12 protein-coding genes are annotated in these 12,508 nt (G+C 67.9%); 5 read left to right on the top strand and 7 right to left on the bottom strand.

What is annotated here, in order from left to right; all coding sequences use genetic code 11:
* Positions 1-43 precede the first annotated feature (43 nt).
* Together eno and AC07U4_RS05825 are read left to right on the top strand one after the other, a co-directional pair.
* The gene (eno, locus tag AC07U4_RS05830) at positions 44-1,321 is read left to right on the top strand and encodes a phosphopyruvate hydratase (RefSeq protein WP_038660852.1); all 1,278 of its coding nucleotides are present in this window, start codon (positions 44-46) and stop codon (positions 1,319-1,321) included.
* Between the two features lie 32 nt (positions 1,322-1,353).
* Positions 1,354-1,677 (top strand): septum formation initiator family protein, encoded by a 324-nt coding sequence (locus AC07U4_RS05825; RefSeq protein WP_052075787.1) that lies wholly within the window; start codon positions 1,354-1,356, stop codon positions 1,675-1,677.
* Between the two features lie 223 nt (positions 1,678-1,900).
* Here the strand turns inward: AC07U4_RS05825 and AC07U4_RS05820 are convergent, their stop codons facing one another.
* On the bottom strand, positions 1,901-2,293 hold the full coding sequence (locus AC07U4_RS05820; protein ID WP_495194742.1) for a hypothetical protein: 393 nt from the start codon (positions 2,291-2,293) through the stop codon (positions 1,901-1,903).
* Positions 2,294-2,573: 280 nt separating this feature from the next.
* On the opposite strand from AC07U4_RS05820, the gene AC07U4_RS05815 reads away from it, so the two are divergent.
* The gene (locus AC07U4_RS05815) at positions 2,574-3,011 is read left to right on the top strand and encodes a hypothetical protein (protein ID WP_038660845.1); all 438 of its coding nucleotides are present in this window, start codon (positions 2,574-2,576) and stop codon (positions 3,009-3,011) included.
* Between the two features lie 247 nt (positions 3,012-3,258).
* Here the strand turns inward: AC07U4_RS05815 and AC07U4_RS05810 are convergent, their stop codons facing one another.
* Positions 3,259-3,837: a response regulator gene (locus AC07U4_RS05810; RefSeq protein WP_495194741.1), complete on the bottom strand. Its 579-nt coding sequence runs from the start codon at positions 3,835-3,837 to the stop codon at positions 3,259-3,261.
* Between the two features lie 36 nt (positions 3,838-3,873).
* On the opposite strand from AC07U4_RS05810, the gene AC07U4_RS05805 reads away from it, so the two are divergent.
* Positions 3,874-5,445, top strand: coding sequence for an alpha-N-arabinofuranosidase (locus AC07U4_RS05805; RefSeq protein WP_495194740.1), 1,572 nt, complete (start codon positions 3,874-3,876; stop codon positions 5,443-5,445).
* 186 nt (positions 5,446-5,631) lie between these two features.
* Here AC07U4_RS05805 and AC07U4_RS05800 read toward each other — a convergent pair whose 3' ends face one another.
* From AC07U4_RS05800 to map, 4 genes are all read right to left on the bottom strand, one after another.
* Complete coding sequence (locus tag AC07U4_RS05800) at positions 5,632-6,951, bottom strand: ABC1 kinase family protein (protein WP_495194739.1); 1,320 nt, start codon at positions 6,949-6,951, stop codon at positions 5,632-5,634.
* Complete coding sequence (locus AC07U4_RS05795; protein ID WP_495194738.1) at positions 6,948-8,015, bottom strand: SDR family oxidoreductase; 1,068 nt, start codon at positions 8,013-8,015, stop codon at positions 6,948-6,950. The genes AC07U4_RS05800 and AC07U4_RS05795 overlap by 4 nt, the downstream gene beginning before the upstream one ends.
* A gap of 66 nt (positions 8,016-8,081) precedes the next feature.
* On the bottom strand, positions 8,082-8,759 hold the full coding sequence (locus tag AC07U4_RS05790; protein WP_495194737.1) for a GNAT family N-acetyltransferase: 678 nt from the start codon (positions 8,757-8,759) through the stop codon (positions 8,082-8,084).
* Positions 8,756-9,583, bottom strand: coding sequence for a type I methionyl aminopeptidase (gene map / locus AC07U4_RS05785; protein WP_495194736.1), 828 nt, complete (start codon positions 9,581-9,583; stop codon positions 8,756-8,758). The genes AC07U4_RS05790 and map overlap by 4 nt, the downstream gene beginning before the upstream one ends.
* 50 nt (positions 9,584-9,633) lie before the next feature.
* Here map and AC07U4_RS05780 point away from each other — a divergent pair, with 50 nt between their 5' ends.
* Positions 9,634-10,392: a competence/damage-inducible protein A gene (locus AC07U4_RS05780; RefSeq protein ID WP_495194735.1), complete on the top strand. Its 759-nt coding sequence runs from the start codon at positions 9,634-9,636 to the stop codon at positions 10,390-10,392.
* 128 nt (positions 10,393-10,520) lie between these two features.
* Here AC07U4_RS05780 and AC07U4_RS05775 read toward each other — a convergent pair whose 3' ends face one another.
* Positions 10,521-12,437, bottom strand: a complete 1,917-nt coding sequence (locus AC07U4_RS05775) for an alpha-L-fucosidase (protein WP_495194734.1) — start codon at positions 12,435-12,437, stop codon at positions 10,521-10,523.
* Positions 12,438-12,508: the final 71 nt, after the last annotated feature.

Here is a 12,508-nt window from a genome sequence, read left to right as displayed (position 1 = left end):
GTAGAGCGCGCGCATCACGCCCCAGAGGTAGGAGCATCGTTACGTGACCGCAATCATCGACATCCATGGCCGCCAGATCCTCGACAGCCGGGGCAACCCGACGGTAGAAGTCGACGTGCTGCTGGAGGACGGCAGCTTCGGCCGCGCGGCGGTGCCGTCGGGCGCCTCGACCGGCGCGCACGAAGCGGTCGAGAAGCGCGACGGCGACAAGAGCCGCTGGGGCGGCAAGGGCGTCGACGAGGCGATCGAGGCGGTCAACGGCGAGCTGGTCGAGGCGCTGCTTGGCCTTGACGCGGAGGATCAGGCGGATCTCGACGCGGCGATGATCGAGCTCGACGGCACCGAGAACAAGGGCCGGCTGGGCGCGAATGCGATCCTCGGCATCAGTCTCGCCGCCGCCAAGGCCGCGGCGGAAGCGCGTGGCATGCCGCTCTACAAATATGTCGGTGGCGTCTCGGCGCACGTGCTGCCGGTGCCGATGATGAACATCATCAACGGCGGCGAACATGCCGACAATCCGATCGACTTCCAGGAATTCATGATCGTGCCGGTCGGCGCGGCGAACATCGTAGAGGCGGTGCGCTGCGGCTCGGAGATCTTCCACACGCTGAAGAAGGCGCTGCACGACAAGGGTCTGGCGACTGGCGTCGGCGACGAGGGCGGCTTCGCGCCGAACATCGCCTCGACCGAAGAGGCGCTCGGCTTCATCATGCAGAGCATCGAGAAGGCGGGCTATACGCCGGGCGACGACGTGATGCTGGCGCTCGATTGCGCCGCGACCGAATTCTACAAGGACGGCCGCTACGATATCTCGGGCGAGGGCAAGGTGCTCGAGAGCGGCGCGATGGCGGAGTATCTCGCCGACCTCACCCGCCGCTATCCGATCTTCTCGATCGAGGACGGCATGAGCGAGGACGATTGGGAGGGCTGGAAGGCGCTCACCGACCTGATCGGCGACAAGGTGCAGCTCGTCGGCGACGATCTGTTCGTCACCAACCCGAAGCGCCTGAAGCGCGGCATCGAGGGCGGCTATGCCAATTCGCTGCTGGTCAAGGTCAACCAGATCGGCACGCTGACCGAGACGCTGGAAGCGGTGACGATGGCGCAGCGCGCGCGCTACACGGCGGTGATGAGCCACCGTTCGGGCGAGACCGAGGATGCGACGATCGCCGACCTCGCCGTTGCGACCAATTGCGGGCAGATCAAGACCGGCTCGCTGGCGCGCTCGGACCGGCTCGCCAAGTACAACCAGCTGATCCGTATCGAGGAAGAGCTGGGCGATTCGGCACGTTATGCCGGCCGCGACGTTCTGAAGGCTTGATCCGGCACGAACGGCAGGCGAGGATGCAGGGCATGGCGGCACGCGGACAGAGACCATCGGCTTTTGCCCGGACGATGCGCCGGGCCGCGCTGCCGGCGCTGGGGCTGACGATCATGGCGTTCTTCGGCGCCTATGCGGTGCTCGGGCCCAACGGCATCCTCGCTTACGGCGATTACAAGAAGCAGCTGGTGCGGCGGGAGAAGCAGTTCGCCGCACTCGATCAGAAGCGCGCGGTGCTCAAGAATCGCGTGGCGCTGCTCGATCCGGATCACGCCAATCCGGATATGGTCGACGAGATGGTGCGCAAGGAACTGAACGTCGCGCATCCCGACGAGGTGATCGTCCCGCTGAAGTGATCGTCTATTCTTCGTCGGCGGCGAGGGGCAGCCGCATATGCGCGTCTGTTCAGACCCACGCCGTCACCCCGGCCTTGTGCCGGGGTCCCGCTTCTTCTTCGGACGTTGCGAAGAAGAAGCGGGATGCCGGATCAAGTCCGGCATGACGGGGAAGGGGAATTGCCGTCGTGACACCCAATAGGTCGTAAGAAACAGTGCTTCCCGCCACGGGGTGGATTGCGGTTCATTCGCTGACGTGGCCGGGTCCGAGATCGCCGTCGCCGCCTTTCGGTCGGCCTTCGCCGCCGGTGACCGGATAGCCGTCGCCGGTCGCGGCGTCGGAATCGAAATCCTCGCCGGGGTTGCCGCCGCCGGCGCCGCTGCCGCTGCCGTGGACCTCGCCGGTCGTAGGGTCGAACGAGGCGCGGCGGCCGTTGTCGGGCGGGATCGCCGGATCGTGCGGCGGTGCCGGGTCGCCGGGGCGGGCGGCGACGGTGCCACCGGGGCGTTGCGCGCCGAGCGCCGCCTCGCGGTCCTTGTTATACTCCTGACCGGAATGGCCGTCGGCGCGATCGAACGGATTGCCGGTCGGATCGCGCTCGGGATCGGCCTTGGTATCGCGGGACGTGTCGGACATGGGGACCTCCTGATCTCTCGAAACGGCAACGCCCCGGGCTTCACCGGTATCCGCCGGCAGCTTTTCTACCGAACGGTATAAAAGCCGTTGACGACCGCCGCAGCCGCTTCTATACCGAACAGTATAGAAGATGGCGGCGAGGGATCGCGGGCATCGGACGGAAACACCCGGATGCCCTTCGCAGTGCGGCGGCAAAAGGGGTGCAACAATTCGCACGTATCGGTCTGCATCGCCATGGATGCGGAAGGGTGGCGTGCGATGTCGAGAAGGGAGTGACGCCATGGCTTTTCTTGCTTTTGCCGAACCGGGCAACGCCGGTTATGCGCGGGTGAGCGCGCCCGTCGCGCGGCCGGTCGTGGTGTCGGAGACAGCGCCGCTGGCGCAGGCTGCAGAGGAGGAACGGCCGGTGCTGACGGAGCTTGAGCGTTCGGTGATCGGGATCGCGCGGCAGGACGGCCTGTCGACGCTGCGCCAGCCGGGCCGGTTGACCCGTTGGCTCGGCCTCGTGTTCGGCGTGCGGATCAGCCCGCAGCTCGCCGACCCCAAGCTCGAGGCGTTGCGCCGGATCGCGGTGCTGAGCTGGAAGCGCGGCTATGCGATCGCGTCGGCCGAGGTGAAGGCGTTCTTGGCATCGGGCTATTCGCCCGCCTTCTACGAACTGGTGGTCGATACGATCGCCTCGGCCCGGCAGGCGGAAGCGCGGCGCGGGCGGGCGTGAGGTTTGGGGGACGCTAACGGCGTATCCTTAGTGTTCTCAGTGTTCCCGCGAAAGCGGGAACCCAGGATCAAGCAAAACAACGTCTTATAGCGTAAGTGACTCCTGGGCTCCCGCCTGCGCGGGAGCACTGGCAAGGTTGTTCGGAGGTCTCGCCCTCTGCCTCCAGATGGGATGACGGACAGCGATTGCGGACAGTGCGCGCATCCGCGGATCTTGTATTTGTCGGAGTGTCCAGCGGGTAGTGGCTCTATGCATCGCCCGACGTCTGCCTCTCTTCACCGAACAGCGCCGCAATTACGTCGGCGGAATGGACCGGCTTTTCGTGGCGCGGGACGTTGCGAAACCGGTTATCGATCGTCCAGGCGTCATAGCCAGTGACGAACAGGAACTTCGTCCCGGCGGCGGCCAGCAGCGCCGCGACAGGGTAGCTCATCTCGCCGTGCAGATTGATGTCGAGCACCGCACCGTCGAGCGGCGGAGCGGTCGCGAGCAGTTTCACGGCGGCGGCGAGCGTGCCGATCGGGCCGACGATCTCCGCGCCGAGGCCGCGCAGGTCGCGCGCGAGGTCGTCCGCGACGAGATATTCGTCCTCGACGATCAGGATGCGCCGGCCGTGAAGATCGGTCATGCGCGCGCCCGCTCCGCCGCCGGTCGAGACATGGCCGCAGGCGGTGTTCGGCAAGGGGCGGAGCAGACCGGCATATCCGGCAGGCCTAGCATGGACTTGGTAGTGCGACGCAACATTCGCCGCTTCCTGCCGCGGTTCGTCGCGCGACGCCACCCATTTGTCCGGCAAATTGACGAATACCAAAACGGGGGATAGCATCGGCGGGTACGCGCTGGGACGCGTCAGGGGAGAGTGATGAAGGTGATGTCGAGGCTGTTGTTCTGTTCCGCGCTGGCGGTTCTGGTCTCCGGCGGCGCAGCGGCGCAGCAGGCCACGCCGGCGGCCGCGCCGTCCGATATCGTGTCGGTGCGTGGCGATCGTCCCGGTCCGAAGTTCGACAAGCGGCTGTTCGGCCAGTTCGCCGAACATCTCGGCACCGGCATCTATGGCGGCATCTGGGTCGGCCCGAACAGCAAGATCCCCAACGTCCGCGGCTATCGCAGCGACGTGATCGAGGCGCTGAAGGCGATCAAGGTGCCGGTGGTGCGCTGGCCCGGCGGCTGTTTCGCCGACGAATATCATTGGCGCGAAGGCATCGGCCCGCGCGGCAAGCGCCCAGTCAAGGTCAACACCAATTGGGGCGGCGTGACCGAGGACAATGCGGTCGGGACGCACGAATTCATGGACTATTCCGAGCTGCTCGGTGCCGAGGCCTATGTGTCGGGCAACGTCGGCTCGGCGCCGCCGCGCGAGATGGCCGAATGGGTCGAATATATGACCTCGCCGACCGGCTCGACGCTCGCCAAGGAGCGCGCCGCCAACGGCCGCAAGGAACCGTGGAAGGTGCCGATGTTCGGCGTCGGCAACGAATTGTGGGGCTGCGGCGGCAATATGACGCCCGAATATGCCGCCGACGAGACGCGCCGCTACGCGACCTTCGTCAAGGCGCCCGACGGCGTGCCGATCATGAAGGTGGCGAGCGGCGCCAATGCCGAGGACTACAATTGGACCGAGGTCATGATGCAGAAGGCGGGCAACGCCTTCTCGGGGATCGGCGTCCATTATTATACCGTGCCCGGCAGCTGGGAGAAGAAGGGCGCGGCGACCGGCTTCGACGAAGAAGCCTGGGCGCGGACGCTCGCCAAGACGATGAAGATGGAGGAATTGCTCCAGGGCCATTCGCGAATCATGGACAAATACGATCCCAAGAAGCGGGTGGCGCTGCTCGTCGACGAATGGGGCACCTGGTACGATCAGGAGCCGGGGTCGCATCCGGGCTTCCTCTACCAGCAGAACAGCCTGCGCGACGCGGTGGTGGCGAGCCTCAACCTCGATATCTTCGCGCGCCATGCCGATCGCGTCCGCGGCGCCAATATCGCGCAGATGGTCAACGTGCTGCAGGCGATGCTGCTGACCGAAGGCAACCGCATGGTGAAGACGCCGACCTATTGGGTGTTCGACCTGTACAAGGGCTATCAGGACGGCACCGTCCTACCCGCCGAGGTCAGCTCGCATTGGTATAAGAACGGCGGGCACGAGTTGCGCGCGGTCAGTTCGAGCGCGGTGCGCGGCACCGACGGCGTGGTGCACGTCGCGCTGACCAACGTCGATCCGAACCAGCCGGCGAACGTGACCGTGCAGCTCGCCGGGATCGCCGGGGGGACCGTGACCGGGCGTATCCTGACGGGCACGACGATGGACGCGCACAACACCTTCGATGCGCCCGACGTGGTCAAGCCGGTGGCGTTCACCGGGGCGACGCTGTCCGGCGGCACGCTGTCGGTGACGCTGCCGGCGAAATCGGTGGTGATGCTGGACATCCGATAAGCATAGGGGCGACGCCGGTGGTGCCGCCCCCGATGTCGGAGGCTGTGACGGCGCTCATATCTCCCGTCATGCCGGGCTCGGTCCGGCATCCCGCTTCTCCGCTTCGTTCGAAGTAGCGGGACCCCGGCTCGAGGCCGGGGTGACGGTGGGAAGGAAGACCGATGAAGCGACGCAATCGTCTGCGTGTTACACCCGCCCGTCCACCATCGCGCGGATGTCGACGCGCGCCTTCAGTCGTGCGGCCAACAAAGCCGTGCCGCTGATCTTGCGCTGGACGAACAGCGTGTCCGCGGGCGGGACGTGCCAGGTGGCGCGATCCTGTGCCATCTCCATCCCCTGTTCGCGCACGACGCCGACGAAGGCGCGATCGCCGAAGTCGAACGGGCCGGGGCGGTTGAGCTCGCCGAGGATCACGTCGATCATCGCATCGACCAGCGGGCGGTGCCGCGCCGCCGCCGCCTCGCCGAGGAAGCCTGCCGCGACCGCCGCTTCGCGTACCGCATCGCGGTTTCCCGACAGGCCGGCAGCGAGCAGGCGGCGATAGCCGCCGGCCGTCGCCGCCGGCACGGCGCGGGCGGCGCCGAAGTCGAGCAGCACGATCCGCCCCGTTTCCGGCTGCCAGCGGTAATTGGCGAAATTGGGATCGGTCTGCATCAGTCCCCAGTCGAGCAGCTCGCGCAGCGCCAAGGCGATCAGGCTGTGCATCGCGGCGTCGCGCACCGGCTGTTCCGCGGCCTCGAGCGTTTCGATCGGCACGCCGGCGACATAGGTCATCGCGAGCACGTTGGGGGTGGTCAGCTCAGCGTGCAGCTCGGGGATGACGAAGGCGGGATCGTCGACGAGCAAGTCGCGGTAGCGGCGCATCATCGCGCCTTCGCGCAGATAGTCCGCCTCCTCGTGGAGCTGGCGCTTCGCCTCGCCGAGCAGCGGCGCGATGTCGAGGTCCTTGGGGAGGAGGCCGGAGACGCGCAGCAAGGTGGCGACATTGTCGACGTCGGCGTCGATGCTCTGCATCACACCGGGATATTGCACCTTGATCGCCAGTTCGCGCCCGTCGGGCAGGCGCGCACGATGCACCTGCCCGATCGAGGCGGCCGCGATCGGATGCGCTTGAAAATGGGCGAAGCGGCTGCGCCAGTCGCGGCCCCATTCCTGCGTCAGCACGGTGTTGAGCTGCGCCGGCGGCATATGGTGCGCGTCATTGCGCAGCCGGGCAAGAATCGTCGCCAGTTCCGGCGGGAGCATGTCGCCCGCGTCCATCGAGATCATCTGGCCGAGCTTCATCGCCGCGCCGCGCAGATGCGCGAGCTGGTCGGCGACGCGCGTCGCATTGGCGGGGGTGAGCAGCAGGTCGCCCATCCGCGGCCGCTCTCCCGCCGCCAGCCGACGCGCACCCTCGGCGACGACGCCGCCACCGACCCCCGCGGCGAGACGCCCGAAGGCGCCGAGCCGCGACAGCCGGCCGCTGGGAACGGCGCGGCCCTTGTCGGGGCGCTCGTCGCTCATGCCGGGATCAGGCGATCGGCACGCAGCCGCTCGAACAATGCGAAGAACGCATCGTCGGTCGGCTGATAGGCGGTGAAGCCGAGGCGGCGGCTCTTCGACATGTCGGTGACCACCTCGATCGGGCGACCGAGATCGGCGTCGGTATGCCAAGGCGAGGCGAGGCGGGCGAGATCGGGCTCGGCCAGCCCTTCGCGCTCGGCGATGCGGCGCCAGAGGTCGGCGTCGTCCGCCATCTGCGTCTCGAGCGGCTCGACGCTGCCGTCGAACGGGGCGGCCTCGACGCCGAACCAGTCCGCGATCCGGCTCCACATCCAGCTCCAGCGGAAGACGTCGCCGTTGACGACGTTGAACGCCTCATTCGCCGCGGCGGGGGTGGTCGCCGCCCAAAGCAGATGTCGCGCGAGCTGGCCCGCGTCGGTCATGTCGGTGAGGCCGTCCCATTGCGCCGCCGAGCCGGGGAAGCGGAACGGCCGGCCGGTCTCGCGACACAGAGTGGCATAGACGGCGAGCGTCGTGCCCATGTTCATCGCATTGCCGACCGCCTTGCCGATCACGGTATGCGGACGATGGACGCTCCAGGTGAAACCGTCGCGCTCCGCCGCCGCGAAGACCTCGTCCTCCTGCGCATAATAGAAATTCTCGACGTCGAGCCGGCCTTGCTCCTCGCGGAACGGCGTCTGCGGCAGCGCGCCTTTGCCATAGGCCTCGAACGGCCCGAGATAATGTTTCAGGCCGGTGACGAGCGCGACATGCCCCACGGCGGCGTCGTTGGCGCGCAGGCCGTCGAGCAGGTCGCGGACCATCGCCGAATTGACGCGGATATTCTCTGCTTCGCTGTCCTGCCGTAGCCAAGTGGTGATGAACACCGCGTCGGGGCGGATGCCGGCGAGCGCGGCGGCGGTGCCGGCGGCGTCGAGCAGGTCGGCGGCGACCGGCTGGACGCCCGGCTGGTCGCCGGGGCGGCGGGCGAGACCGTGGACGGTCCAGCCCTGTTCGACGAGCAGCGCGGCGGTCGCGCTGCCGACGATGCCGCTCGCACCGACGATCAATGCGTGTTTGGTCATGTATCTGCCTTTTCCGGTAAGACGCTGCCAACGCAGGCCCTGCCGCAAGGGTCCGAACTTATTGGATTACCGTCGTTCGAACAGGCTGAAGACGAGGTCGCGGCGGGGCGCGAAGCCGAGGCGGCGGTAGAGCGCGATCGCGCCCGGATTGTCGGCGTAGCTGGTTAGGAAGGGCGTATCGCCGGCCGCGTGAATCGCACCGGCCACCGCGGCGATCAAGCCGGCGGCGAGGCCGCGGCCGCGGAAATCGGGGTGGGTGCAGACGCCGCTGACTTCGCGATAGCCGGGGAGCCCAAGCCGCGTTCCGGCCATCGCGGCGAGCCGGCCGTCGATCCGGATGCCGAGGAAGCCGCCGAAGCGATGCGTATGGCGGAAGAAGGGACCGGGGCGCGTCAGTTCGGCGAGCGCGACCATCTCCGCCGCATCGGTGTCGCCGAGCGGGACCGCGTCGGTCGTGGGGGACGGAGGATCGGCGGCGACCATCTGCACGCAGTGCGCCGTCGTGATGCTGCGAAAGCCGGGCAGGGTAGCCGGCGGCGCCGGCTCGAACAGCCCGATCGTCTCGCCCGGCGCGACGAGATCGGCGAGCGCGGTGTGATGACGAACGTCATGCGCCGCCACCGCCGCGAACAGGCCGTAATCGGGGTCGATCCGCCGCGCGTCGTCATTGCCCAGCGCCAGCGGCGCCTGCCGCGTGGTCAGCGCCTGCCAGACCGGTGCGTCGAGCGGATGCGCGGGGCTCACTGATAGGGCGGCTGGTGGTATCCGGCGGGGGAGGTGGTGAAGATCTCGCACCCGTCCTCGGTGATGCCGATCGAATGCTCGAACTGCGCCGACAGCGAACGATCGCGCGTCACCGCGGTCCAGCCGTCGTCGAGCAGCTTCACGTCGGGCCGGCCGATGTTGATCATCGGTTCGATCGTGAAGATCATGCCGGGCTTGAGTTCCGGACCCGTGCCGGGCTTGCCGACGTGGACGACTTCGGGTGCGTCGTGGAACAGCCGGCCGAGGCCGTGGCCGCAGAAGTCGCGGACGACGCCGTAGCGATGCTTTTCGGCATGGCGCTGGATGGCGTTGGCGACGTCGCCCATATGGTTGCCGGGCCTGGCCTGTTCGATGCCGAGCATCAGACATTCATAGGTGACCTCGACAAGGCGCTTCGCCTTCAGCGGCACGTCGCCGATCAGGTACATGCGGCTCGAATCGCCGTGCCAGCCGTCGACGATCGGGGTGACGTCGACATTGACGATATCGCCCGACTTCAGCGTCTTCTCCGACGGAATGCCGTGACAGACGACATGATTGATCGAGATGCAGGTCGAATGCGTATAGCCACGATAGCCGAGCGTCGCCGGCACGCCGTCGCCCGCGACGATGAAGTCGTAGATCAGCTTGTCGAGTTCGGCGGTCGATACGCCCGGCACCATATGCGGCGTCAGCATGTCGAGTGTCTCGGCGGCGAGCCTGCCTGCCTTGTGCATGCCGGCGAAAGCGGCGGGGCCATGGAGTTTGATGGCGCCGGTGCGCCCTTCCGGCGCGTCGGAGGTGACGGTCACGTATTCGGTCATCGCGGCGATATAGCGTGGTCGCGGCGATTTTGCGAGGCTATGACCGGGCGATGGAGCAGGAACGTATCTGGACCGCTGCGCTGGTCGTGATCGGGGATGAGATCCTCTCCGGCCGGACGCAGGACAGGAACATCGCGCAGCTCGCGAGCTGGCTCAACGTGCAGGGCATCCGCCTCGCCGAGGTGCGCGTGGTGCCCGACCGGACCGCGGCGATCGTCGAGGCGGTCAATACCCTGCGCGCGCGCAACGATTATCTGTTCACCACCGGCGGCATCGGGCCGACGCACGACGACATCACCGTCGACGCGATCGCGGAGGCGCTGGGCGTCGGGGTCGAGCATCATCCCGAAGCGATGGCGGTGCTGGAGGCTTATTATGCGACGCGTGGCGGGCTGACCGAGACGCGCGCGCGGATGGCGCGGGTGCCGGCGGGGGCGGGGCTGATCCCCAATCGCGTGTCGGGCGCGCCGGGTATCCATATCGGCAATATCTTCATCATGGCGGGGGTGCCGCATATCACCGCCGGGATGCTCGATGCTCTGACCGGCACGCTGGAAGGCGGGCGGCCGGTGGTGTCGGGGACGATCGGCTGCTGGGTCGCGGAGAGCGAGGTCGCCGACCTGCTGCGCGATGCCGAGAAGGCGCATGAGGGCGTGTCGATCGGCTCCTATCCGTTCTTCCGCGACGGGCGGACGGGGGCGAATTTCGTCGTGCGTAGTGCAGACGAGGCGCTGGTGACGCAGTGCCTGGCGGATCTGACGCGCGAGTTGCAGGCCGGCGGGCGCGAGGTCTTCGCGGACGGAATCTGACGGTCGCTTTTTGGCCGAGTGCTCCTGCGAACGCAGGAGCCCAGAGCCAAGAGGTCCGTCGCCCGTGACCCTGGGCTCCTGCTTTCGCAGGAGCACGATGGGGCGTAGGGGCATGCGCCCACGCACGATCAACGCGTGAAGGCGCCGATGTCCGTGATCGCCAGTTTTTCGGCCGGCACCGCGGTCGCGGCGAAGGTCAGGCGCAGGTAGCGTAGCGGGCGCGGCGCGGTGAAGGGGATGCGTTGCGTCGCCAGCGCGTAGGCGATGTTCTGGAACTCGCCATCCGCGGCCGCGGTCCAGGTCTTGCCGTCGGTGCTGGTCTCGGCGCGATAGTTGCGGGGCGGGGCGCTGACCTTGTCGGGGTGGCGCCAGGGCGTGAGGCTGAAGCCGGCGACCGTCTGCGTGGTGCCGAGGTCGAGCGTCACGCTGGCCGGCGTCGTGGTCGGTGCGGGTTGCGACCAGATCGTCGCGCCGTCGCCGTCGAGGAGTGCCTCCGCGCCGGGCGCGGTCGCGGTGACGACCTTCCAGTCGCGCGGCGAGATCAGCGTCGCGTCGCTGCTGCGCGGGGCGGCGACCGGGACCGGTGCGACGCTGCGGAACAATGCGACCTCGCTGATCGCCGGGCAGGCAGGGGCGTCGAGGATCACCAGCCGGATGCGGCGCGCGGTGATCGGCGCGTCGAGGCGGATGATGCGCTGCGCACCGATCGCGGTCTTCTCGGCGAGGCGCTGCCAGCGACCGGCGACCTCCGCCTCGATCGCGAAGCGGGTGACGCGGACGCCGAGCGGCAGATGTTCGCGGATGCGGATCAGGTCGAAGCTGCGGTTGGGCGGCAGGTCGAGCGTCAGCGTCGGCGTGGTGACGCGGTCGGGGGTCGACCAATAGGTGTCGCGGTTGCCGTCGAGCACTTTGGCCGGTGCGAACGCCGCACCGCGGGTGGCGCTCGCCGAGGCGATGGCGCCCTGCGCGAGATCGGTGGCGAAGCTCGCCTCGAGCGCCGCGCCGAAGCTCTTGAGGACGGCGACGTCGTGATCGGGGATGCGGCCGCGACGATCGGGCGGCAGGTTGAGGTTGAGGTTGGTGCCGCGACCGATCGATTCGTCGTGCAGGCGGATCAGCCGCTGCGGGTCCTTGACCTTGGCGTCCTCGTCGGGGTGGTAGAACCAGCCGGGGCGGATCGACACGTCGGTCTCCGCCGGCCACCACAGCGCCCCGTTGCGGACGCCGCTATTGCCCTCGGACTGGACATAGGGGTGGTCGGGCATCGTCGGCCAGCAGGGATCGCCGGCGACGCCGTCCTCGTTGCCGACCCAGCGGATGTCGGCGCCGAGCGGATCGAAGGTGCAGGCCATCGGCTGATGCTGGTGGACGAGCGCGATGATCGACGGCCAATTGTAATATTTCGGCGCGTCGATCTTGCGGGTTTCCCTGGCGCCGCCGTAATAACCGTCGCCGCCATTGGCGCCATCGAACCAGAATTCGAACAATTCGCCATAGCGGGTGCAGAGTTCCACCACCTGCTTGCGATAGTAATCGACATAGGCCGGACGGCCGTATTCGGGGTGGTTGCGGTCCCACGGCGAGAGATAGAGGCCGAAGGCGAGGCCGGCGCGACGCGTCGCCTGTTCCATCTCACGGACGATGTCGCCCTTGCCGTTCCTGTACGGGCTGTTGCGGATGCAATGGTCGGTGAGCTGCGTCGGCCACAGGCAGAAGCCGTCGTGATGCTTGGCGGTGAGGATGATGCCGCGCATGCCGCCCGCCTTGGCCGCGGCGACGATCTGGTCGGGTGCAAAGTCGGTCGGGTCGAACAGCGCCGGGCTTTCGTCGCCATAGCCCCATTCACGATTGGTGAAGGTGTTGATCGAGAAATGCACGAAGGCGTAGCGCTCGCGCCGGTGCCAGGCGAGCTGGCGCGGCGACGGGGTGGCGCCATAGGGGGCGGGGGCATTCGCCGGGGTGGTCGTGGCGGCGAAGGCGGGGGTGGCGGTCGCCGTCGCGGCGAGGCCGGAGGCGATGAGGGTGCGGCGGCTGAGGTCGGTCACGGGGTCGCTCCGTATGGCTGTATTGGATGCTGTACCCCGGCGAAGGCCGGGGCCCAGTCAGGAGACGCTGC

The organism is Sphingomonas sp. GW821-FHT02B09, assembly GCF_059421875.1.
The sequence above is the reverse complement of the archived record's forward strand: the minus strand, read 5'-3'. Positions and strand labels throughout refer to the sequence as shown.

Coding starts and splice junctions, on each gene's coding strand:
- AC07U4_RS05825 (WP_052075787.1), top strand. CDS start 1,354: ATGGCGGCACGCGGACAGAGACCATCGGCTTTTGCCCGGACGATGCGC.
- AC07U4_RS05820 (WP_495194742.1), bottom strand. CDS start 2,293: ATGTCCGACACGTCCCGCGATACCAAGGCCGATCCCGAGCGCGATCCG.
- AC07U4_RS05815 (WP_038660845.1), top strand. CDS start 2,574: ATGGCTTTTCTTGCTTTTGCCGAACCGGGCAACGCCGGTTATGCGCGG.
- AC07U4_RS05810 (WP_495194741.1), bottom strand. CDS start 3,837: ATGCTATCCCCCGTTTTGGTATTCGTCAATTTGCCGGACAAATGGGTG.
- AC07U4_RS05805 (WP_495194740.1), top strand. CDS start 3,874: ATGAAGGTGATGTCGAGGCTGTTGTTCTGTTCCGCGCTGGCGGTTCTG.
- AC07U4_RS05800 (WP_495194739.1), bottom strand. CDS start 6,951: ATGAGCGACGAGCGCCCCGACAAGGGCCGCGCCGTTCCCAGCGGCCGG.
- AC07U4_RS05795 (WP_495194738.1), bottom strand. CDS start 8,015: ATGACCAAACACGCATTGATCGTCGGTGCGAGCGGCATCGTCGGCAGC.
- map (WP_495194736.1), bottom strand. CDS start 9,583: ATGACCGAATACGTGACCGTCACCTCCGACGCGCCGGAAGGGCGCACC.
- AC07U4_RS05780 (WP_495194735.1), top strand. CDS start 9,634: ATGGAGCAGGAACGTATCTGGACCGCTGCGCTGGTCGTGATCGGGGAT.